General features: G+C 71.7%; 20 protein-coding genes and 1 pseudogene. 6 read left to right on the plus strand and 15 right to left on the minus strand.

Annotated features, from left to right (window positions below):
* Positions 1 to 131: 131 nt before the first annotated feature.
* A complete protein-coding gene (locus AB0O82_RS13820; RefSeq protein ID WP_363583283.1) occupies positions 132 to 581 on the minus strand; it encodes a DoxX family protein in 450 nt (149 codons plus the stop codon).
* A gap of 444 nt (positions 582 to 1,025) precedes the next feature.
* Between AB0O82_RS13820 and AB0O82_RS13825 the strand changes: the two genes are divergently transcribed.
* On the plus strand, positions 1,026 to 2,495 hold the full coding sequence (locus AB0O82_RS13825; RefSeq protein WP_363583285.1) for a carboxylesterase family protein: 1,470 nt from the start codon (positions 1,026 to 1,028) through the stop codon (positions 2,493 to 2,495).
* 314 nt (positions 2,496 to 2,809) lie between these two features.
* Here AB0O82_RS13825 and AB0O82_RS13830 read toward each other — a convergent pair whose 3' ends face one another.
* The 5 genes and pseudogenes from AB0O82_RS13830 to AB0O82_RS13850 form a co-directional block, all read right to left on the minus strand.
* On the minus strand, positions 2,810 to 3,304 hold the full coding sequence (locus AB0O82_RS13830) for a cupin domain-containing protein (protein ID WP_363583287.1): 495 nt from the start codon (positions 3,302 to 3,304) through the stop codon (positions 2,810 to 2,812).
* Positions 3,305 to 3,819: 515 nt separating this feature from the next.
* A pseudogene (locus AB0O82_RS13835) lies at positions 3,820 to 3,969 on the minus strand (LysR family transcriptional regulator); the annotation flags it as partial.
* A 171-nt stretch (positions 3,970 to 4,140) separates the two neighbouring features.
* Positions 4,141 to 4,704 carry an NADPH-dependent FMN reductase gene (locus AB0O82_RS13840; protein WP_363583289.1) on the minus strand — a complete coding sequence of 188 codons (564 nt, stop codon included), beginning with the start codon at positions 4,702 to 4,704 and terminating at the stop codon, positions 4,141 to 4,143.
* A gap of 168 nt (positions 4,705 to 4,872) precedes the next feature.
* Positions 4,873 to 5,292, minus strand: a complete 420-nt coding sequence (locus tag AB0O82_RS13845) for a nuclear transport factor 2 family protein (protein WP_363583291.1) — start codon at positions 5,290 to 5,292, stop codon at positions 4,873 to 4,875.
* A 175-nt stretch (positions 5,293 to 5,467) separates the two neighbouring features.
* Positions 5,468 to 5,968, minus strand: coding sequence for a MarR family transcriptional regulator (locus AB0O82_RS13850; RefSeq protein ID WP_363583293.1), 501 nt, complete (start codon positions 5,966 to 5,968; stop codon positions 5,468 to 5,470).
* Positions 5,969 to 6,304: 336 nt separating this feature from the next.
* On the opposite strand from AB0O82_RS13850, the gene AB0O82_RS13855 reads away from it, so the two are divergent.
* Positions 6,305 to 7,597 (plus strand): NAD(P)/FAD-dependent oxidoreductase, encoded by a 1,293-nt coding sequence (locus AB0O82_RS13855; RefSeq protein ID WP_363583295.1) that lies wholly within the window; start codon positions 6,305 to 6,307, stop codon positions 7,595 to 7,597.
* 85 nt (positions 7,598 to 7,682) lie between these two features.
* Here AB0O82_RS13855 and AB0O82_RS13860 read toward each other — a convergent pair whose 3' ends face one another.
* From AB0O82_RS13860 to AB0O82_RS13870, 3 genes are all read right to left on the minus strand, one after another.
* Positions 7,683 to 7,901 carry a hypothetical protein gene (locus AB0O82_RS13860; protein ID WP_363583297.1) on the minus strand — a complete coding sequence of 73 codons (219 nt, stop codon included), beginning with the start codon at positions 7,899 to 7,901 and terminating at the stop codon, positions 7,683 to 7,685.
* Between the two features lie 67 nt (positions 7,902 to 7,968).
* A complete protein-coding gene (locus AB0O82_RS13865) occupies positions 7,969 to 9,351 on the minus strand; it encodes an NUDIX domain-containing protein (protein ID WP_363583299.1) in 1,383 nt (460 codons plus the stop codon).
* A gap of 488 nt (positions 9,352 to 9,839) precedes the next feature.
* Positions 9,840 to 10,580, minus strand: coding sequence for a hypothetical protein (locus AB0O82_RS13870; RefSeq protein WP_363583301.1), 741 nt, complete (start codon positions 10,578 to 10,580; stop codon positions 9,840 to 9,842).
* A gap of 324 nt (positions 10,581 to 10,904) precedes the next feature.
* Between AB0O82_RS13870 and AB0O82_RS13875 the strand changes: the two genes are divergently transcribed.
* Positions 10,905 to 11,210, plus strand: coding sequence for a hypothetical protein (locus AB0O82_RS13875; RefSeq protein ID WP_363583303.1), 306 nt, complete (start codon positions 10,905 to 10,907; stop codon positions 11,208 to 11,210).
* Between the two features lie 37 nt (positions 11,211 to 11,247).
* On the opposite strand, the gene AB0O82_RS13880 is transcribed toward AB0O82_RS13875, so the two are convergent.
* Both AB0O82_RS13880 and AB0O82_RS13885 read right to left on the minus strand, forming a co-directional pair.
* Positions 11,248 to 11,688: a hypothetical protein gene (locus AB0O82_RS13880; RefSeq protein WP_363583305.1), complete on the minus strand. Its 441-nt coding sequence runs from the start codon at positions 11,686 to 11,688 to the stop codon at positions 11,248 to 11,250.
* Between the two features lie 139 nt (positions 11,689 to 11,827).
* Positions 11,828 to 12,415, minus strand: coding sequence for a helix-turn-helix domain-containing protein (locus AB0O82_RS13885; RefSeq protein ID WP_363583307.1), 588 nt, complete (start codon positions 12,413 to 12,415; stop codon positions 11,828 to 11,830).
* 79 nt (positions 12,416 to 12,494) lie between these two features.
* Here AB0O82_RS13885 and AB0O82_RS13890 point away from each other — a divergent pair, with 79 nt between their 5' ends.
* Complete coding sequence (locus tag AB0O82_RS13890) at positions 12,495 to 13,388, plus strand: NADP-dependent oxidoreductase (protein WP_363583522.1); 894 nt, start codon at positions 12,495 to 12,497, stop codon at positions 13,386 to 13,388.
* A gap of 47 nt (positions 13,389 to 13,435) precedes the next feature.
* Here the strand turns inward: AB0O82_RS13890 and AB0O82_RS13895 are convergent, their stop codons facing one another.
* Positions 13,436 to 14,887, minus strand: a complete 1,452-nt coding sequence (locus AB0O82_RS13895; RefSeq protein ID WP_363583309.1) for an amidase — start codon at positions 14,885 to 14,887, stop codon at positions 13,436 to 13,438.
* 146 nt (positions 14,888 to 15,033) lie between these two features.
* Here AB0O82_RS13895 and AB0O82_RS13900 point away from each other — a divergent pair, with 146 nt between their 5' ends.
* Positions 15,034 to 15,624, plus strand: coding sequence for a helix-turn-helix domain-containing protein (locus AB0O82_RS13900; protein WP_363583311.1), 591 nt, complete (start codon positions 15,034 to 15,036; stop codon positions 15,622 to 15,624).
* Here AB0O82_RS13900 and AB0O82_RS13905 read toward each other — a convergent pair.
* The 3 genes from AB0O82_RS13905 to AB0O82_RS13915 all read right to left on the minus strand — a co-directional run bounded on the left by AB0O82_RS13905 (position 15,614) and on the right by AB0O82_RS13915 (position 18,341).
* Positions 15,614 to 15,994, minus strand: a complete 381-nt coding sequence (locus AB0O82_RS13905; RefSeq protein WP_363583313.1) for a CBS domain-containing protein — start codon at positions 15,992 to 15,994, stop codon at positions 15,614 to 15,616. The genes AB0O82_RS13900 and AB0O82_RS13905 overlap by 11 nt on opposite strands.
* Before the next feature lie 212 nt (positions 15,995 to 16,206).
* Positions 16,207 to 17,766 carry a DEAD/DEAH box helicase gene (locus tag AB0O82_RS13910; protein ID WP_363583315.1) on the minus strand — a complete coding sequence of 520 codons (1,560 nt, stop codon included), beginning with the start codon at positions 17,764 to 17,766 and terminating at the stop codon, positions 16,207 to 16,209.
* A gap of 371 nt (positions 17,767 to 18,137) precedes the next feature.
* Entirely contained in the window at positions 18,138 to 18,341 is a 204-nt protein-coding gene (locus AB0O82_RS13915) for a cold-shock protein (protein ID WP_030918248.1), read from the minus strand.
* Between the two features lie 513 nt (positions 18,342 to 18,854).
* Between AB0O82_RS13915 and AB0O82_RS13920 the strand changes: the two genes are divergently transcribed.
* On the plus strand, positions 18,855 to 20,909 hold the full coding sequence (locus AB0O82_RS13920) for a transglycosylase domain-containing protein (protein ID WP_363583317.1): 2,055 nt from the start codon (positions 18,855 to 18,857) through the stop codon (positions 20,907 to 20,909).
* The last annotated feature ends 234 nt before the right edge of the window (positions 20,910 to 21,143 follow it).

A 21,143-nucleotide genomic window follows, 5' to 3' on the forward strand; every position in this document is an offset into this window, starting at 1 on the left:
AGCCGTACATCGCGGCGAAGCGCCCCGACGCCGCGCACAGCTGTTAGCACCAGGCACCGAGCCGTCCGCGGACGGCACCGGGTTCGGACGGGCGTCACGGCGACGCCCATCCGAACCGGCCGCTGCACTGGTCAGCGTCGGCGGCCGAGCAGTTCGGCGGTCTCGGCGCGCCGGTTCCAGGCGATGACGGCCAGCGGCACCATGAAGATGAACGGGGTCCCGGCGTTCTCGCCGTGCATCGCGGTGAGCTGGGTGACGAACGCGAACACCAGGAAGACGATCAGCGCCGTGGCTGCCGGCCCGGCCAGCCGGCGGACCAGCAGCCCGACTGCTCCGGCCAGTTCCACCAGCCCGGTCAGGTACATGAACCAGTGGCCCACACCCATGGCGTCGAAGACGGTCGTGGCGGCGGGGACTGCGAGCAGCTTGGGCAGCGCGCTGGCCACGGCGAAGAAGAGCGCCAGCAGGATCCGCAGCGTCCAGACCACCCGGACCACGGCTTTGCCGGACTTCGTGGCGACGGCGGTAGCGGCGGTGGCGTTGGTAGCGGCGGTAGCAGTGGCGGTGGCGGTGCTGGACATCTCAGGTCTCCCCGGTCGGCTGTCGTTGCTTTCCCAGGTATGACCGCCGCCACCGCCCGAACTCATCGGTCCCGGGAGAAAAAGTTTTCCGACAACCCGGCCCCAGCCCCAGCGCCGACGGCCTGCCGTCCGCGGACCAGCCCTTCGGCTGCTGCGGTGCGCGGGTGCTGGTGCCCGGTGGTGGTCACCGGTGAGGATGAGCAGCGGCCGACCGATCGTCGGTCGGGGTGCGGGCGGACACAGGACGGTACTCGTGGTCGATCTCGACTGGACGGACAGGACGCCGCTGGACGCCCGGGGTGCGCGGCTGGGAGCGGCCGGGGAGCACCCCGGTCTCGCGGACGGCGCCTACGTGCGGCGGAGAGCCGAACCGTCACATCTTCCCGTCTCATGGCGATTGCGATAGACCGGAGCCGTCCCCCGTCTGCAAGGAAGGCGACACCGATGACCCTGAGCGAGAGCCCCGTCGTGACCATCGAGTCGGGCAGCGTCCGAGGCACCGTCGAGGACGGCGTCGCCGCGTTCCGCGGCATCCCCTACGCTGCTTCGCCCGTGGGCGAGCGGCGCTTCGCCGCCCCCGTGCCGCACCCCGCCTGGTCGGGCGTCCGGGACGCCGACCGCCCGGGCCCGTCCGTCCCGCAGAACCCCTCCCGGCTCGAAGCCGTCATGGGGCCACGCACCCCCGACTGGGACGAGGACGGTTGCCTCACGCTGAACGTGTGGACCCCTCGTCCGCCTGCGGACGGGTCCGCCCCGGGTGCCCTGCCCGTCCTGGTGTGGTTCCACGGCGGCGGGTTCACCAGCGGGTCCGGCGGCTGGGACTGGTACGACGGCCGGCACCTGGCCGCCGCCGGCCGGGCCGTCGTCGTCACCGCCAACTACCGCCTCGGCCCGCTCGGCTACCTCTACCTGCCGGACCTCGGCATCGAGAACCTCGGCGTGCAGGACCAGGCCGCCGTCCTCGCCTGGGTGCGGCGCAACATCGCGGCCTTCGGCGGCGACCCCGGCAGCCTCACCGTCGGCGGCCAGTCCGCCGGGGCGTTCTCCGCCCTCTACCTCGCCGTCTCCCCGACCACCGGCCCGCTCGTCAACCAGGTCATCGCCCAGAGCGGTCCCTTCGGGCTCGCCCCGCAGGACCCCGAGGAGGCGAGCGACCACGCCCGGCGCTTCCTCGACATCCTCGGCATCCTCGGCCCGGGCGGCACCCGGGACCGGGGTGCCGCGCTGCGCGCCGTCCCGGCCGACCGGCTCCTGGCCGCCTACCAGCGGCTCTCCCGGGAGGCCGCCCGCCCGGGCAACGTCGCCCCGCCCATGTACCCCGTCCTCGGCGCCTCCGGGATCCCCGCGACGTGGCAGCAGGCGCTGGTCGACGGACGCCTCGACGGCAAAGGCCTGCTGACCGGCACCACCAGGAACGAGATGGCATCCTTCTTCGCCCTCGCCCCCCGCATCCGGGAGATCACCGCCGACCGGGCCCGCTCGATCGCGGCCGGCCAGGCCGACGGCGGCGACGAGCGGTATGACCGCATCGCGGCCCGGCGGCCGAACGCGACCCCGGCCGACATCCTCACCGAGTTCGAGACCGGGCTCGTCTTCCGTGACGACACCCTCGCCATCGCCGACCGCCACGCCGCGGCCGGAAACCCGACCTACGTCTACCGGTTCGACCACGTCCCGGTGCCCGACCCCGCAGGCCTGGGCGCCGCGCACTGCGTCGAACTCCCCTTCTTCTTCGACACCTTCGACGCCTACCCCGACAGCCCCATGCTCGGCGAGGCCACCGCCGCCGTCCGCTCGCTCGGCGGCACCTTCTCCCGCGCGATCGCCGCCTTCGTCGCCACCGGCCGTCCCGCCGCGGACCAGTGGCACCCCTACGAACCCGCCGATCCGGCGACCGTCCGGCACTTCGGCTGACACCGGCCGCGCCCGTGCCGAGGGTGGGGAACAGCCGCAGGCCGCAGGCCCTACCGCCCGGGCCCCGGCGCCGGCTGCGTTCTGTTGGACAAGGTGACGTGTCGAGTGCGGAGTGGCGAGGCGTTTGAACCGCGCATGCCCGGTCCAGGATCTTCCTGTCCCAGCCGGACCGACGCGGGCACCGTGCAGGCCCCCATCGGCGTGGTCACCGCGGCCACGCAGTAGCGGACTCCGAGCCCCACGCGGCTGACCACCCCGGCCAGTACGTGATCGCCCGAGTCGTCGTTCCAGCCGACCCCGGCCGGACGAGCCGGTCAGGCCAGGAAGTGGTCGTGCCGGCGGTAGAGTTCCGCCCATTCCGCCTCGCTCATCGGGCGCTTTTCGGCCGCGATCTCCGAGATTTCCTCGAAGAACGATTCGCGTGGCACGCCCGGCACGAAGAGCATCAGCATCGAGGCCGGCTCGTTGGACTCGTTGCGGAAGCCGTGCACAGCGCCCTCCGGCACGTGCAGGAAGTCACCCGCCTCGGCGTCGATCCATCGTTCACCGTCGTACAGGCGCATGATCCCGGACAGGACGAAGAAGGACTCGGACATGGTCCGGTGGAAATGTGGAGCGGGGCCTGTCGGCCGGGGCCCCATGTCCAATCGGTACAGGCCGAACGTCTTGTTCGCGGAGGGCGTGTCGACCAGGTAGTGGACTCTTGTGCCCCCCGCGCCGATCAACACGTCCGGCGCGGTGGCGCCGGAACGGAGCGTCGCCGTATTCTCGCCCGATTCACCCCAGTAGTGAGCCATTGGGTAGGACATGGCGGATTTCCCCTTCGAGGCGTTCGCGTGACTGGTCGGTGGTGGTCAGTCCCTCGGTGACGAAAACGACGTGGGCCCGGCCGGCTGCCGACGTTGACGGGCAGGGCGGCGGCGCTCGGCCCGGGGCGCCGAGCACGTCCGAAGCGCCCTGTGGGGCGGGGCCTGGCGGCTCCACCGGCTCTTCGCCCCCCAAGATCGCCCAGGCGTCCGCAGCCCCGGCGGCCCGATGAGGGCCATGGGTCCACGGTGCGCCGAGGCGGCCGTCGGCGCACCCGCAGCGGCCTGGCCCCGGCGCGACGCTGCCTGCGGAGGGTCGGCGACGAGCTACGAGTTCCGGGGGCGAACGGTGGCCGAGGCGGCTGGTCGGGGTGGTCGTCGACCTGGCTGCCCTGCCGGCGGACAGTCCCGGCGGCGGGCTCTTCGCCGCGGACGGGCCGTCGTCGCGGCGGTCACCCACGGCTCCGGGCTCTTCACCGCAGATGGGCCGTCGCCGTGGTGGTCACCCACGGCTCCGGGTCGGCGCCGTCGACCCGTTCGATCGAGGCGATCTGCCGGGACACCGCCGACTGGGTGTACCCCGGCGACTCCGCTGCCGCCGTGAAGGTCCCCTGCTCGGCCGCCGTGCGGAACACCCGCAGCGCCGTCAGTGACACATCGGTGACCAGGGCCTCGGCCGGGTCCTCACCGAGGGGCCGGCAGCCCGCATGGGAGCGGATGACCTGGTCCTGCTCCCCGGCCGCAACCGGCAACGCGTCACCGCCGCGCCGCCGCGCCGCCGCGCCGCCGCGCCGCCGCGTCACCGTCGCGCCGCCGCGTCGTCGTCCTCGCGGGTCGGCTCAGGAGCGCAGCGTCTTCATGGCGGCCGACCAGGCCTCCAGCTGTTCGAACAGCCTGGTGGCCGAGGCGTCATGGTGCTCGCCGGGTTTGAAGAGGGAGAGCTGTTCGAAGTCGGAGAACAGCGAGAAGGAAAGCTGTTGGTTGACATGGGCGAGTTGGAGCGCGCTCGCGATGCTGCGCAGGTGCTCGACGGCGCGGACGCCGCCGACGGTGCCGTAGGAGACGAAAGCGGCGGCCTTGTTGTTCCACTCCGCGTAGGCGAAGTCGAGGGCGTTCTTCAGTACGCCGGGGATCGAGTGGTTGTACTCCGGGGTGACGAAGACGTAGCCGTCGAACTCGGCGACCTTGGCGGCCCACGCCCTGGTGTGCTCGCCTTGGTACTGGCCCATGGACGGCGGCAGCGGCTCGTCCATGAAGGGCAGGGGCCAGTCGGCGAGGTCGACGGGCTCGTACTCGACGCCGGCGCGGGCTCCCGCGCGGTCGATGACCCAGTCGGCGACCGCTTTGCCGTTGCGGCCGGGGCGCGTGCTGCCGAGGATCACGGCGATCTTGAGGGTGCTCACGGTGGGCGCTCCTTCCGTGTCAGTCCTGCTGGGCAGGCTGGCGGTGGTGCGGCGGGCTCCGTCGGGCGCGGCCAGGTGCAGGTGCAGGTACAGGTGCCGACGTTCCCGCTTGAGCCTCCATGTCGGATTCTAGACCCGACGACTTGAAGGCTCAAGCGGTGGTGGAACTCAGGCCAGGCCGAGCTGGGTGGCGATGACGGAACCTTCCGCGTAGCAGTCGAAGCGCTTGATCTTTCCGCCGACCAGCTCGAACACGTCGCAGCACGGGGCGTCCATGCGCCTGCCGGTAGGCGGGACGGTGCCGGACGGCAGCTCCAGCGGGCCGAGGTGGGTGCCTTGCAAGCGTAGTTGCACGATCACCACGTCGCCGGTGACGTAGAACCGTTCGAGTTCCCGGTGCATGTCGGGGAACGCCCGCGCGTAGGTCTCGACCGTCTTGCCCAGCTGGTCCGCGCCGCGGTAGGTGAACGGGACCGACATGTCGGTGAAGGTTCCGTCCTCGGTGAACGCCGCGATCCAGCCGGCGACGTCCTGCTCCTCGGCGACCCGGTAGGCGTTGCGAATGATCTTCTCGTTCTCCAGCGACATCTCAGCTCCCTGATCCGTGCCGCGCGGAGGTGGCGCGGCGGCGCCGGGATCGACGCCCTCGTGTATTTACTTTAACCTTCAAGTCAATCTGCCGAAAGGTCGCGACGCTTCGCTGTTGTGGTGGGTCGAGAGGCCCTGTGGCCGCAGCTGTGGCTTGAGTGATCAAGCCCTGGACTCAGCGCGCAGGCGAGTCGATGCGCTGGAGGATGCGTTCCGCGTCCTGCCCGAGCCTGCGCAGGCGCTCGCCGGACAGGTTGTCCACGACGAGGCGGCGGACCTGGGCGACATGTCCGGGGGCGGCCGCCTCCAGTTTGCCCATGCCGGCAGGCAGGAGGATGGCGTTGGTGAACCGCCCGTCGGCCGGATCCGGCTCCCGCCGGACGTAGCCGCGGCTCTCCAGCCGCTTCACCATGTGCGACAGGCGCGACAGCGACGTACTGGTGTGCTCGGCCAGGACACTCATGCGCAAGGTCCGCTCGGGCGCCTCGGACAGCATGGCGAGGGTCATGTACTCGACCATGCTCAGCTCGGCGTCGCGCTGGAGCTGGGCGTCGACCGCCCAGGGGAGCCGGGTGATCAGGCGGACCACCGACATCCAGGAGGCCAGCTCGGTCGGCGTGAGCCACAGGTCCGCATGCTCGTCCGGCGCCTCGGGCGTTCCCTCCTGGTTCGTCATCTTGTGAGCGTATCACTTGAACAGTCATGCCAATCGGGCCGTGCCGGACGGCACCTTCCCGCGCGTCGTCGGTCGGCGACCACGCCTTGCCGGGCCGGCCGGCGGAGCACGACCTGGGCCAAGCCCCTTCAGCTGATGAGCCCCGGCCTCCGGGCCGGTTCTCGTCGAAGAGGCTGGTCGGTTCCGCCGACGGCTCACTGCTACTGTGGCTCCAGATTCAACGGAATGCGCGAAAAATCGCTCCTGAATGGTGTTTCTGAGCGGCGCCCTCGCGGTGTTTGTTCCCTTCGCGGAACCCCAGTGCTTCCTTCGTGACCACAACGAAGGCAGAAGACTGTGCACCAGCACCGTGTCATCATCGCCGGCGCCGGACTCGGCGGCCTCACCCTCGCCCACGGGCTGCGCGCCCGCGGCTTCGACGTCGCCGTGTACGAGCGGGACCTCCACCCGGACGCGAGGCCGCAGGGCTACCGCGTCCAGCTCGACGAACCCGGGCTCGCGGGCCTGGAACGCTGCCTGCCGGAGCACCTCTTCCGGCTGGGCCTGGCGACCGCGGCCTCGCCGCCCGCCCGGGTCTCCGTCCGTGACCGCCACCTGGGCACGCTCGCGGACCGGCCCACCGCGCCCGACCCCGATCCCGCCGACGGCACCGCTCGCCCGTACCGCTCGTACGCGTTCAACCGGCCGACGCTGCGTCAGATCCTGCTCTCCGGCCTGGCGGACACCGTGCGCTACGGCGCGGAACTGCTGAGCTGGGAGAGGGAGCAGGACGGAACGGTCACCGTGCGGTTCGCCGACGGCCGCAGCGCGAGCGCCGACCTCCTGGTCGGCGCGGACGGGGTTGGATCGGCGGTACGCCGACAGCTGCTGCCGCACGCCCGGGTCGAGGACGCCGGACTGCGGCTGATCTACGGCAGGATCCCGCTGGACGCGCCGGATGCGCCGGAAACCGGGGTTGGAGAGGCGGGAGAGGCCGGAGAGTCGGAGACGGGCGCAGCGGCCGCCGGGGCCGCGGCCGCACTGCCGCCGTGGGTGTTCGACAGCATCTTCACCGTGGTGACCGGCGGGCCGGGAAGTCCGCACGTCGGCTTCGGGCCCGTGCGGTTCGCCCGCCCTCCCGGTGCCGCCGGCCCGGCACACACGCCGCCCGTCCCCCTCACCCCCGTCGGCGACTACGTCGCCTGCCTGGTGGGAGCGCCGGCGGACCACCCCGCCATGCCCTCGTTCGAGGCGCTGCGCGGTCTCGACGGCCCCGCCCTGCGCGAGCTGGCCGGACGCCTGGTGGGCGACGACTGGCACCCCGATGTGCACCGCCTCCTGGACCGCTGGGAGACCGACTCGCTGTTCCCGCTGCGCATCTCCACGGCGAGCCCCGTACCGCCGTGGGAGCCGGGCCCCGTCACCCTGCTCGGGGACGCGATCCACGCCATGAGCCCGGTGCTGGCGATGGGCGCGAACACCGCGATCCGCGACGCCGCCGAGCTGACGCGGACCCTGGCCGGGGCCGCGGCCTCCGGCGTGCCGCTCGTGGACGGCGTACGTGCCTACGAGCTCCGGATGCGGGAGTACGCCTTCTCCGTCGTGGCCGCCTCTCGGCGAACCGGCCGGCAGCGGGTCGGCCAGAGGTAGACGTTCGGGGCGGGGGTGGGGCCTGGTACTGGACTGCGGTCCACCCGTGGTGACGGATCGTCAGGAGCATCGGCTGCCGAGCCGGTCACCCGGGTGGTCGCCGGGGCAGGTCGAGGCGGACGAGGTGCCGGTCGGTGCCGCCGTCGGGCCGGTGCACGGTGCGGTAGCCGTATGGGACGGGGCTGGCGGGGAAGGTGACGATGCCTTCCTCCACGACGGGCCGCTGGTCGGCGATGGCCCGCAGCCGGGCATCGGTGTCGGCCGGCAGCTGCGGCTCGGGCGGGCGGCGGTGGCGGCCGGCCATCCTCAGCCGGTCGGTTCCGACGGGGCCGGGCGGCCCGACCGGCTGGTTTCGCTGCGCCAGGGCTGGTTCACGAGGTCCTCCTCGCAGGCTGGTCGGTCCCGTCGGTCCCGTCGGCCAGCAGGGGCAGGTAGTGCTGGAGGTAGGGCGGGACCTTGAGGTCGAGCACCTCGGCCAGGGGGACCATGCGGACGGCCAGGCCCTCGTCGCCGAGCCGGAGGTCCGTCTCCGGGCCGTCCCAGGCGGCGTGCAGGACGCGGGTGAGCGGGGAGACCAGTTCGTGGTGCGGGCCGGGCAGGATCCGGAGCCCCGTGATCTCGATGCCGGCTTCCTCGCGGACCTCGCGCGCCGCGTTCTCCTGCGGGGTCTCGTCGCCCTCGCGCCAGCCGCCGATGGGGGTCCAGTAGCCCGGCCAGGCGATGCCCGGCTTGTCGTCGCGGTGGTGCATCAGCAGGCGGCCGTGCCGGTCGGTGACGAGGACCATGATTCCTTCGAACTCGTCCTCCGGGGAAGGGCGTTCCAGGTACAGCGGGATGCCGCAGCGGTGGGCGCGCAGTACCTGGAGGAGCCGCTGGTAGCGGTCCGGTGACATCAGGGCGTCCCAGTCGTGGGCGGTCTCGAAGCGCCACTCGGTGTGCTCGGCCGGGTCGAGCCGGATGCGGGCCTGCTGCTCCCGGGTCAGGACGCCGCCGTCGAAGACGTATCCGCACACCGGCACCGGGTACTCCGTGCCGACCTGCTCGTGGACGACCGCGACCAGGCGCCGCCGGGCGATCACCTCGGGGTTCTCCGCGGCGAGGTCGAGGCCGAGTTCCTCCTGGGCCTCGCGCAGTGCCGTGTCGAACGGGGTCTCGCCGTGTTCGACGTTGCCGCCGGGGAGGTTCCACACGGTCGGGTTGATGGTCGAGCGCATCCCGAGGACGCGGCCGTCCGGGTCGGTGACCAGGAAGCACCCGTAGACCGTGGGCCGCGCGATGGTGGTGAGGTAGCCGCCGACCGGTCGCCAGCCCGGGATCGCCAGGCGACGGGTGAGCCACCTGATCACCTCGCGCTCTCCGTCGCCGGTCTGCGGCAGCTGGTCGGGACGGGCCCACTGCTGGTCGTCGTGCTCGGCCGACAGCGTGACCGGGGTGCCGTCGGGCACGACGGTGGTGAACACGAACTGCCGTACCCGCCGGCCGTTCCGGTCGGTGAGGTCCAGGCTCCGCGCGTACTCCAGCGGCAGCCCGGCGAGCCCGGTCTGCTCGGCCAGTTCCCGGGCCGCGCCCGCCTCGATCCCCTCGCCGTCCTCTCGGCCGCCGCCCGGGTACTCCCACGGGCCGGGAAGGGCGTCGTGCGCGGCCCGGCGGATCAGCAGGATCCGGCCGGAGGCGTCGCGGAGCACCACGCCGACGCCGATCCGCTCGATGCCCTCGTGGGCGGCCAGTGCGGTCAGCACCTCGAAATCGATCACTGCGCGGACTCCTCGTTCACTCGGGCCGACGGGGCTGTTGAGCGGGGGCGACGGGACGCTCCTCCTGTCGACGCGCCGGGGCAGTCCAAACCGGCCTCAGGGAAGCTGAGTTGGGGTGGCCTTGTGGTCGGCAGGGGACAGATGATGGTGCTGTTCGAACGCGGGGTTCAAGCAGGTCATCTCCGGGCGCGCCCGGGTCGAACGGGGAGTTTTCGAGCACCGCGCCGCCGCGGCGGGTACGCCCTCCGGCCGGTCGCGAACGGCGGTCGGCAGGGCGGCGGAGCCCAGCGCACGGGCGGCCAGAGCCTGTTCGAGTGCGGTCGTCAGGCAGGCTGCGAGCCTGCTGCTGACGCCGGCGTGGGCGGCGGGGCCGCGCGGGGAGCGGCCGCCTCCGGCTTCACTCGTTCGGCTGGCCGGGCGGTCCAGGAGGTTTCCGCCGGCGGCCCGCCGGCGGGTTCCTGGGCATTCATAGCACGACCTTGTCATGTTCACATGTTGGCGCTGATCTCACCGCCGGTGCTGAGCACCATGTACACGCCGTTGGCGACGGCTCCGGCGTCCTGCTGGTTCGCCTCCAGCGTGCCGTTCACCGCGCCGTCGTTGCCGAGGATCTGCGCGCGGTAGTGGAGTTCGCCGATCTTCGTGACCTTGGCCGTCCAGCCGCCCGCGAGCTTGAACGTGCCCGGCCCCTGGTGTCCGCCGCCCATCCAGGAGTGGGCCGTGCCGTCCATCGAGAGCACGATGAACATGTCGTTGAAGTCGACCCCGGCGTCGGAGTCGTGCGTCTCCAGCGTGCCGTATTCCGTACCGTTGTTGACGATCTTGGCGACGTAGTTCTGGTTGCCGGTCGCGCGGATCTCGGCCGTGCTGCCGTCCACCAGCTTCTGGGTGCGGACCGGGGACGTCCCCTTGGGCGGGGCGGCCGGCGGCGTGGTGGTGTGGCGCGCGGTGGGCGTGGCAGCCGGTGGGGCGGTGCCGGGCGCGGGGGGCGCGGCCGGCGTGCTGGCCGGCGCGGTGGCGTCGGGAGGGGTGGGAGCGCTGGGCGCAGCGGCCGGCGGGGTGGTGCCCTGCGCGCTGGGCGTGGTGGGCGTGGCGGCTGGCGCGGCGGTCTGGTTCGCGGGGGACGGGCTGGAGCAAGCTGTCGCGGTGGACACCAGCAGGGCGGCCGCCAGGGCGGAACCGGCCAGCGTGCGGACGGCGGACGAGCGGCGGTTCGTTAAGGTCGACATGCGGTGCTCCTGAGCGAAGTACGGGTGAGGAACAGCGAGTTGCCTGTGGCCCCTCCTGCGGGGACAGGAGCAACGTGGCTGCGTACAGGAACGAAGTTAGTGCGAGCAGTCGACGAAACAGACCCTGCTATGTCACCAGACTGCTACGCCCTCCCCGCACCCTCATCTGCACCGCAGGCCCTCACCTGCACTGCAGGTCGGCGCGCCACCGAACCGAAGCGTAAGGGTCCGGTTTCGGCCAGTTGTGCTGTTCATGTACACACGCATTCACATCTTCGGAATGCTGACCGCACATGCTGTCGGATCTACGGCAAGGAGAAGGTCATGCGTCGAATCGCAGCCATCGGCACCGGGGCGGCACTGCTCATGGGGGCGGGGCTGATCGCCGCGCCGTCAGCCTCGGCGATCTCCTACTGCGTCACCAACCAGGGCCAGAACTGGGGCTCCGTCAACTGCCAGACCAGTGCCCCGAAGAACCACTGGCAACTCGTCCTGATCTGTGAAAGCGACAGCGTCAAGGGCATCCGGCAGACGGTCAACGGCCGCTGGCACACCGGCGACGGCTCCGACATCCTGTACTGTCCCACGGGCTACAGCGCCGCCCTCGCCAACGTCAACAGCGACAACTGACTGGTGGGGGTGTGTACATGAGTGGCTTCCCGGGCGATCAGCGATCGCGGGCCGGGGCGTCACGCAATCCCTCCTCGAAGGCCGAGTGCGGGTACTGGTCGGTGCCGGATCCGGGCATTTCGAGCTTCTTGAGCTGCCCGCCGACGACGTGGGACACCAGCGGCACGGGCAGGGCGTCCGGCCAGAGGCCGGTCCGCTTGCCCTCGGAGAGGACGCGGCGGAACGCGCCGGTGGATCCCCGCAGGCTGCGGCCGTTCGCCTTGAGCTCCTCTGCGGCACACTCGCCTTCGCCTTCGACGACCTGAAGCAGGATCTGCTGCGCCCGGGGCGGCAGGCGGTCGTAGTACGAGCGGGCCCGCTCCGGTGTCCAGCGGTCATCGGGCAGCGCCGTCACGACGGCGTCCGGCATGGTGGCGAAGGCGAGCAGCTTCTCCAGCGCCTCGGGGGTCGGATTCTCCACGGTGATCGTGATCCTCATGGTTCGACACCCTTGCAGCCCCGGATCCTGAACACAAATAACCGCCGTAGATGTGTTGCAGACAAGAAGGCCCCTCCGAAGGCCCCTTCGAGTTGTCGAAGGGGCCTTCGGCGCGGTTGTGGGGCTGCTCCGCGACGTTTCACGCGCGTCGAGCAGGGCCGGTGACCTCCCAGGCCGCCTCGATCATCCGGAAGATCTCGTCCACCGCGGCCTCCGGATCGGCCGCCTCGCGGGCCAGCGTGTAGGCGTCGATCGCGAACCTCGCGATCGCCCGGCAGGCCGTCGTGGTCTGCGGCAGGCCGAGGTCGGTGGCGATGGCCGTGGCCAGCGAGTCCGCGTGGCGCAGCCTCATCGACTCCTCGTACTCCCGCAGGGCGGGTGATTCCTCGATCATGCGCCAGATCGGGGCGGCGGCGTCCGCCGTGCAATGGCGCACCAGGGCGTGGATCTCGTGGCGCAGCGCGGGGACGAGCGGCTCGTGCGGCGCCCGGGTGGTGGCCGCCCGGGTGAGGCGTTGCTCGAAGTCGTCGTCCCGCTCGAACACCAGGGCCTCTTTCGAGGCGAAGTGGGAGAAGAGCGTGGTGACGGCCACGTCGGCTTCGGCGGCCACGTCCCGGATTCCCACCGCGTCGTACCCGCGTTCCAGGAAGAGCCGCAGGGCGGTGCCGGCGATCTTCTGGCGGGTCGCGGCCTTCTTGCGTTCGCGGCGTCCGGGCGGCACGGTCATGCCCTCACGCTAGCAGATACGAAGGTGGAACAGTTACTAAACGCTAACCGTTAGTGCTACGGTCGGCCGCATGAAGAACATGAAGAAGGTGAGCTTCGCCGAGTTCGGCGGGCCGGACGTTCTGCAGCTCGTCGACGCCGAGCGGCCCCACCCGGGCCCCGGTCAGATCCGCATCGCCGTACGGGCGGCGGGCGTCAACCCCGTCGACTGGAGGATCCGCGAAGGCCAGTTCCTCCAGGCCCATCCGATCGAGTTGCCCTCCGGCGTCGGGCAGGACGCCTCGGGGGTGGTGGACGAGGTCGGCGAGGGCGTCGAGGGGATCGAGGCCGGCGACCACGTGTTCGGCGAGGGCTTGAGCACCTACGCCGAGTTCGCCGTGCTGTCGGCCTGGGCCCGGATGCCCGAAGGGCTGACGTTCGAAGAGGCGGCCGGCTATCCCTCCGTGGTGGAGACCGCGCTGCGCATCATCCGTCAGGTCGGCGTGCGGCCCGGGCAGACGCTGCTGGCCAGTGGCGCGTCCGGCGGAGTCGGCTCGGCGGTGCTGCAGATCGCCCGCGACCGCGGCATCACGGTGATCGGCACGGCCGGGGCCGCGAACCAGGACTACCTGCGCAGCCTGGGTGCCGCCGCCACGACGTACGGCGAGGGCTGGGTCGAGCGGGTGCGGCAACTCGGCCAGGTCGACGCGGCGCTCGACCTGGCCGGTTCGGGCGTGATCCGCGAACTCGTCGAGCTGACCGGGGATCCGCAGAAGGTGATCTCCATCGCCGATCTCTCGGCGCCGCAGTTCGGCGTCCGGTTCTCCGGCGTGGCCGGGAGCATGCCGGAGGCGCTCGCCGAGGCCGTCGACCTCATCGCGCGGGGCAGGCTCCACATCCCGGTCGAGAAGTCGTACACGCTCGCCGAGGCCGCGGCGGCGCACATCGACAGCCACGCCGGCCACACGCGGGGGCGCCGGGTCGTGCTCGTCTGAGCCGATTTCCGCGCAGTCGTACGACCCGGTTCCCCCAGAGGCGTTCGTCAGCGGCCCGGGGCGTTCCCCGCCCACACGGAGGGCGTGCGGTGCGACCACGGGCTCGCTTGTTCGAGTTGCCCGGCGAGGCGGAAGAGGCGGCCTTCGCGGCCGTACCCGGCGGCGAACTGCATGCCGATCGGCAGTCCCGTCTCGGTGTCGGCCGTCAGCGGTACGGACATGGCGGGCGTGCCCGCCACGTTGAACGCCGCGGTGAACGGCGAGCGGTCGAGGAGGCGGTCGATCCAGCCGAGGCCGTCCAGCGTCTCCCCGCCCTCGGTGTAGGTGTTCAGGAGCGGGGGGAGCTCCGGCAGGGTCGGGGTGAGCAGGGTGTCGTACGCGTCGAAGTACCGTGCCAGGCTGCGGGCGACCCGGTTGCGGACCGCGAACGCGGCGACGAACTGGGCGCCGCTGACCTGCCGCCCGTAGTGGTAACTGGTGAGAGTTCCCGGTTCGAGGGTCGAGGGGTCGGCGGGCCGCCCGAGGGCGGCGGCGAGCCCGTCGACCATGGCGGTGAGATTCGCCGCCATCAGACGGGCGTTGGCCAGGACGAACTCCTCCCAGCCGACCCCGAGGTCGACCTCGGCCTCCTCTACCTGGTGTCCGAGGGATTCGAGCAGGCGCACGGTTCGGGAGAGGGCGTCGGCCACCGGTGTGGTGGTCCGGCGTCCTCCCCACGCCTGGGTGAGGACGCCGATCCGCAGCGAGCCGGGGTGGCGGGCGACTTCCTGCGCGTAGGGCCGGGACGGCTGCTGGGCGGAGTAGGGGTCGCCCGGCTCCGGGCCGCCGATCTGGTCGAGCAGTGCCGCACTGTCGCGGACGGTGCGGCTGACGCTGCCGTGCACCGCCAGGCCGCTGAAGACCTCGTCGACGTCGGGGCCCATGGAGACCCGGCCGCGGGTGGGCTTCAGCCCGAAGAGGCCGGTGTAGGAGGCGGGGATGCGGATCGAGCCGGCCGCGTCGGTGGCGTGGGCGATCGGGACCACCCCGGCGGCGACGGCCGCGCCCGCGCCCCCGCTGGATCCGCCGGCGCTCCGCCGGAGGTCCCACGGGTTGCGGGTCGGGCCGTACAGCGCGGGTTCCGTCGTGATGCTGTAGGCCATCTCCGGGGTCGTGGTCCGCCCGAACGTCACGAGGCCGGCGCGGCGCAGACGCCGCATCAGGGAGGAGTCGGCGCCGGCGACGTTGCCGGCCGCGAGACGGCTGCCCAGCTCCATGCGCCGCCCGGCCATGGTGACCCCGATGTCCTTGATCAGGAAGGGGACCCCGGCCAGCGGTGCGCTGCCCGGGCTGGGCGCGTCGTCGGTGGGCCAGGTCTCCACGATGGCGTTGAGCTGCGGATCGACCGCCTGCGCGGCCTCTCGGGCGACGGCTTCCAGTTCGGCGGGGGTCACCTCGCCGCCGGCCACCAGTCCGGCGAGCCCGACCGCGTCGAAGCTCGTGTACTCGGCAATCCTCACTGTCACTCCCAGCGGAAAGAATGATACCGGTCAGCATCTGACGATACCGAACGGTATCGTATGGAGCTGCTTGGTATCGTGGCGGAAGCGGGAAGACGAGTGGGAAGGCACCTCGGGAACCGCCGACCGGACGTCACGGAGCAGTCATGACATCGAGCACCAGAAGGCCGAGCAGGGTGGCGAAGCTTCCGCCCCGTGAGCGCATCCTCGACGCGGCGGAAGAGCTCTTCCAGCGCGAGGGGATCCGGCGGGTGGGCGTCCAGGCGATCGCCGAGAAGGCCGAGACCACCAAGATGGCGATCTACCGGCACTTCGAGACCAAGGACGCACTGGTCGCGGAGTGGCTGCGGATCGTCGCCGCCGACTACCAGGAGGCCTTCGACCGGGTCGAGGCCGAGCACCCCGGCCGGCCCGGGGAACAGATCCTGGGCCTGGCCCGCTTCATCGCCGACGGGCTGCCGGCGATCTCGCACCGGGGCTGCCCGTTCATCAACTCCATCGCCGAACTGCCCGACCGCTCCGACCCGGCACGGCAGGTGATCGAGGAGCACAAGGCCCGCCAGCTGCGCAGGCTGGTCGCCATGTGCGCCGAGGCCCGGCTGCCCGACCCGGCGCAGACCGCGGCCGAGATCACCTTCGTGCTCGAAGGGGCGCAGGTCTGCGCGCAGAACGGAAGCGTCGACCAGGCGGGGGAGCGCCTGATGAGGATCGTCGAGGGGATCGTGTCTAGAGGCTGAGCAGGCCGATGACGCGGCCGTCGTGGTCCACCACCGGCCACGCGTCCAGGCCGCGGGAGCGCATGGCGGCGGCCGCCGCGGTGGCGGGCATGTCGGTGGTGGCGAAGGGGGCGCGGTCGAGGACGATGTCGCGCACCGGGGTGCGCTCGGTGTACCAGGACCGGGCCTGGAACGGCGCGAGGTGCAGGCGGGTCAGCAGCCCGGCGCAGCGGCCGTCGTCGTCGCGGACGAGCAGGTGGTCGGTGCCGGAGCTCTGCAGGATGTCCATCGCGGTGTCGACCATGACATCGTCGCTGATCTGCAGTTCCGGGCCTTTCATGAGGTCGCCGACCGTGGTGGTGCTTGCGGGGTGGTCGAGGGCGATGGTCATGGGCGGACTCCTTCGTGTCGCTTCCGCCGGGGTCGGCGGTGATCGGGGCACTGGCGGAGGGGCGAGTGGGGGCTGGCGGCGTGCGTCGGAGCGGACCGCAGGGCCGGTTCCGGCTTCCGGGGTCGGCGGTCGCGGGAACCGGCGTGCCTCGGAGGGCCTGGGAGGGCCGCGCGGGCCCGGTGCGCACCGGGCGTCGGGCCCGCGTCGGGGTGCTACGCGGCGAGGGCGACGCGCCTGGGCGCCCGGCGGCGGCCGGAGGAGCCCTGGTTGTCGCGGCCGGAGGCCGCGCGGGTGTCGCCGCCGGTGGAGGCGGGGCGTCCGCGGCGGCCGCGGTTCGCGGCTGCGCTGCGGCGCGGACGCTCGACGACGGGGTCGGCGATGACGACGGGCACGCCGGTGGGGACGCGGGCGCCGGTGATGAGGGTCAGGTCCTCGTCGCCGGCGAGGACCCTGGTGGTGACGGGGGTGATGCCGGCGGTGGTCATCATGCGGGCCATCTGGCGGCGCTGGCTGGGCAGGACGAGGGTGACGACGGTGCCGGACTCGCCGGCCCGGGCGGTGCGGCCGCCCCGGTGGAGGTAGTCCTTGTGGTCGCTCGGCGGGTCCAGGTTGACGACCAGGTCGAGGCCGTCGACGTGGATGCCCCGGGCGGCGACGTTGGTGGCGATCAGCGCGGTGACCTGACCGGTGCGGAACTGCTCCAGGGTGCGGTTGCGCTGGGGCTGGGACTTGCCGCCGTGCAGGGCCGCGGCCTTGACCCCGTTGGCGAGCAGGTCCTCGACCAGCGCGTCGGCACGGTCCCGGGTGTCGGTGAACATGATCACCCCGCCGTCGCGGGAGGCGATGTGGGCGATCGTGGTGTTCTTGTCGTGGTTCTGCACGTGCAGCACGTGGTGCTCCATGGTGCTGACCGCCGCCGCGGACGGGTCCACCGAGTGGGTGACCGGGTCGTTCAGGAACTGCCGCACGAGGCGGTCGACGTTGCGGTCCAGGGTGGCGGAGAACAGCATGGTCTGGCCGCCTTCGGCGACCTGTTCGAGGAGCTCGGTGACCTGGGGCAGGAAGCCCATGTCGGCCATCTGGTCGGCCTCGTCGAGGACGGTGACGCCGACCCCGTCCAGCTGGCAGTCGCCGCGCTGGATCAGGTCCTTGAGCCGGCCGGGGGTGGCCACCACGACCTCCGCCCCGCGGTTCAGCACCTGCGCCTGGCGGCCGATCGACATCCCGCCCACCACGGTCGCCATCCGCAGCCGCACCGAGTGCGCGTAGGGGGTGAGCGCTTCGGTGACCTGCTGCGCGAGCTCGCGGGTCGGGACCAGCACCAGGGCCAGCGGGCGGCGGGGTTCGGCCCGCTGCCCGGCGGTGCGGGCCAGGACGGCGAGACCGAAGGCGATGGTCTTGCCGGAGCCGGTGCGGCCCCGGCCGAGGACGTCGCGGCCGGCCAGCGAGTTCGGCAGCGTCGCGGCCTGGATGGGGAACGGCGAGGTGACGCCCTGGCGGGTCAGCGTCTTCAACAGGGCCGCGGGCATGTCCAGTTCGTCGAAGGACTCGACGGCCGGCAGCGCCGGGGTGGTGCTCACCGGCATCGCGAACTCGCCCTGCGGGGAGGAGTCCTGGCGGCGGCCCCGATCGGAGGGGCGCCGGCCGCCGGCCGGACGGGAGCCGTAGAAGGAGCTGCCGCCGGAGCGGGAGCCGGAACCGGAGCCTGAGCGGGAGCCGGCGGCGGAGCGGGAGTTGGCGTTCTGGTACGAGGAGCGACTGGAGCGGTTCACGTGGAAACCTTCCTCAGGGCGGCGCGTCACGAGGAAGGCCCCGTGGCGCGGGGCGCCGACGGAGACCGCAAGGGAACGGGCCGGAAGTGTGACGGGCGGGGCGTGGACGGTAGAACCGTGCGGCACGTCACCTACGGTCGGCGCTCACCGAGAGGGGTGGGAGCGAACGACCTCGAACCGTGAGCTGTCACGGCAGGGCGCCGATCCGGACGCGGCGCTGTGCGTCTCGCGTGGGGATGGCTGCCGGTGGCGGAGCCAGGGGGCCTGAACGGCCGGGAATGCGTCGTGACGCAAATGCCGAGGGGCCCGCACCGGGCAACATGTACGCGGTGCGGGCCCCTCGCTGCTAGGCGGGTGCCGTGGCAGAAAAACTACAGCGGACGAATGTTCTCGGCCTGCGGGCCCTTCTGACCCTGCGTGACGTCGAACTCGACCTTCTGGCCCTCGAGCAGCTCACGGAAGCCGTTGGCGTTGATGTTCGAGTAGTGGGCGAAGACGTCCGGGCCGCCACCCTCCTGCTCGATGAAGCCGAAGCCCTTTTCCGCGTTGAACCACTTCACAGTGCCATTAGCCATAAAAAAATCTCCTTCAAGGGGCTGTCCGAAGCCCGCACCATGCAGGCTCCGAGTCGCCGCGATGAGCACCCACCCGGGGAAGAGCCGGGAAACAAAAATGCGCCTGCGAAACATCAGCAGGCGCACACAAAGTTCATGGGAACCACTACTGCAACTAAAACGACTCTAGCAGGCTCCGGCCCGCCATGGGCGAATATTTCACCCCGGGTTTCGCGGGAGCCTCCCCCCGGGGGCCGCCGGCTTCGGAAAGACCGCCCTTGCGCTCTCGGGCGCATACGGCAGGAAGTGTCAATTCTGCCGTCTGAATGACGGGCTACGGGGAGTTCGCTCAAGCCGCACGGGGTGTTCCGAGACTTCGCACCTCCGGGTCCAGGTGATCAAGGCGCGGCCGGGTCTGCCGGCGGCGCCGGGAGCACGGGGGCGGTGGCGCGGCAGGTTGTCACGCGGCTGTGACACGGCGGGGCCCACGTCCCAAGGAGTTCCTCATGACGCGCCCGTAGGGTCGCGCACGACATGGCGGAGAAGCGGGAGGCGATGGAGATGCGGAAACTGGGGCACGGAACGCGGCTGATCGGGGTGAGCGTGATCGCCGGGATCGTGGCGGCGGGCATAGCCCTGCCCGCGGTGGCGGCCGTCGGGCTCGGCGCCCAGTCGGCGGCCGACGACTTCCAGAGCCTGCCCGACGACTTCAAGACCCCGGCGCTCTCACAGGCCTCGACGATCCTCGACGCGCAGGGCGGCACGATCGCCACCGTGTACGACCGCGACCGCACCGTCGTCCCGGCGGACCAGATGTCCCCGCTGGTGAAGACCGCACTCGTCGACATCGAGGACAACCGCTTCTACGAGCACGGCGCGATCGACCTCAAGGGCGTGCTGCGCGCCCTGGACAAGAACGCCACCTCCGGCGGCACCGCGCAGGGCGCGTCCACCCTGACCCAGCAGTACGTGAAGAACGTCTTCGTCGACGAGGCGGGCGACGACCCGCAGAAGGTGGCCGAGGCACAGCGCCAGACGATCGGCCGCAAGATCCAGGAACTGAAGTACGCGATCAAGGTCGAGGAGACCCTGAGCAAGGACCAGATCCTCACCAACTACCTGAACATCACCTTCTTCGGGGAGAAGGCCTACGGCATCGAGTCGGCAGCGCGGCGCTACTTCGGCGTGCACGCCAAGGACCTCACCTTGCCGCAGGCCGCGCTGCTCGCCGGCCTGGTGCAGTCGCCCACCGGCTACGACCCGACGGTCAACCCGACCGCGGCGAAGGACCGGCGCGACACCGTGCTGCGCAAGATGGCCGAGTACGGGCACATCACCGAGGAGCAGGCCCAGCAGGCCATCGCGACCCCGCTCGGGCTCAACGTCCAGGCGCCGCAGCAGGGCTGCATCCTGGCCAAGCAGGGCGAGGGCTTCTTCTGCGACTACGTGCGCCAGACGGTGCTCACCGATCCGGCCTTCGGCAAGTCGGCGGCCGAACGGCAGGCGGTGTGGAAGCGCGGCGGCCTCCAGATCCACACCACGCTCGACCCCAAGGCCCAGGCCTCGCTCTACGCCTCCGTCACCGCCCACGTGAACGCCGGCGACCAGGCCGCGACCGCGATGAGCATCGTCGAGCCGGGCACCGGCAAGATCCTCGCGATGGGCCAGAGCCGCCCGTACGGCGTCGACGGCAAGCAGCACCAGACCCAGATCAACTACAACGTCGGCAAGGCCATGGGCGGCGGGCTCGGCTTCCCGACCGGCTCGACGTTCAAACCGATCGTCGCCGCGGCGGCCCTGGAGAACGGCATCTCGCCGAGCCAGAGCTACACCACCGACTACAGCATCCCGTGGCCGGCGATGACGGACTGCTCCGGCGGCCGGTTCCCCTCGGCCGGGCAGGTGCACAACGACAGCCAGAGCCTCACCGGCCAGTTCGACATGAAGACGGCCATGGCACAGTCGGTCAACACCTACTTCGCCAAGCTGGAGGGCGACGCCGGGCTCTGCAACGTCGCTCGGATGACCAACGAGCTCGGCATCACCCAGCAGGCGGGCGGCGAGAAGCTCCAGGTCGTCCCGTCGATGACGCTCGGCAGCAACGACCTGACCCCGCTGGAGATGGCCGGCGTCTACGCGGCGTTCGCCGCCCACGGCACCTACTGCGCGCCGACCGCCATCGCCTCGGTGACCGGCCCCGACGGCAAGCAGCTCGCGGTGCCGCAGGCGAACTGCTCCGCCGTGATGTCGAACACGACCGCCGACACCGTCACCGCGATGCTCAAGGGCGTCGTCGAGGACGGCACCGGCCAGACCGCCGGCCTCAGCAGCCGCGACAGCGCCGGCAAGACCGGGACCACCGACGCGAGCCGCCAGGTCTGGTTCGTCGGCTACACCCCCGAGATGGCCGGCGCCACCGTCGTCAGCGACACCGACAACCCCAAGCCCCTGGACGGCCAGCGCATCGGCGGCACGGTCGTGGGCCAGGCCTTCGGCGGCACCCTGGCCGGCCCGATCTGGCGCGACGCCATGAACGGCGCCCTCGCCGACACCCCGGCCGGCACCTTCACCCCGGTGCAGCTGCCGTAGCGTGCTCGTTCTGAGCGGGGCCGCGCCGCCGGAATCCGGCGCGGCCCCGGCACCCGGCGGCGACCCCCACGGCCGCCTCCCGGCGGGTGGCCGCGCGCCCGCGTGGCGGCGTCGCCCGCCCGCAGGGGCCGAACGGGTCGTAGCGGCACCGGTCCAACTTCCGGATGCCGTTCTGTCGCCCGTGCCCCGTCGATGGCGCCGGAATCCGTGAGCTCAGGTCCGGTGCTCGCCGGA

The sequence above is a fragment of the Kitasatospora sp. NPDC088264 genome (assembly GCF_040685715.1).
Classification (GTDB): Bacteria; Actinomycetota; Actinomycetes; order Streptomycetales; family Streptomycetaceae; genus Kitasatospora.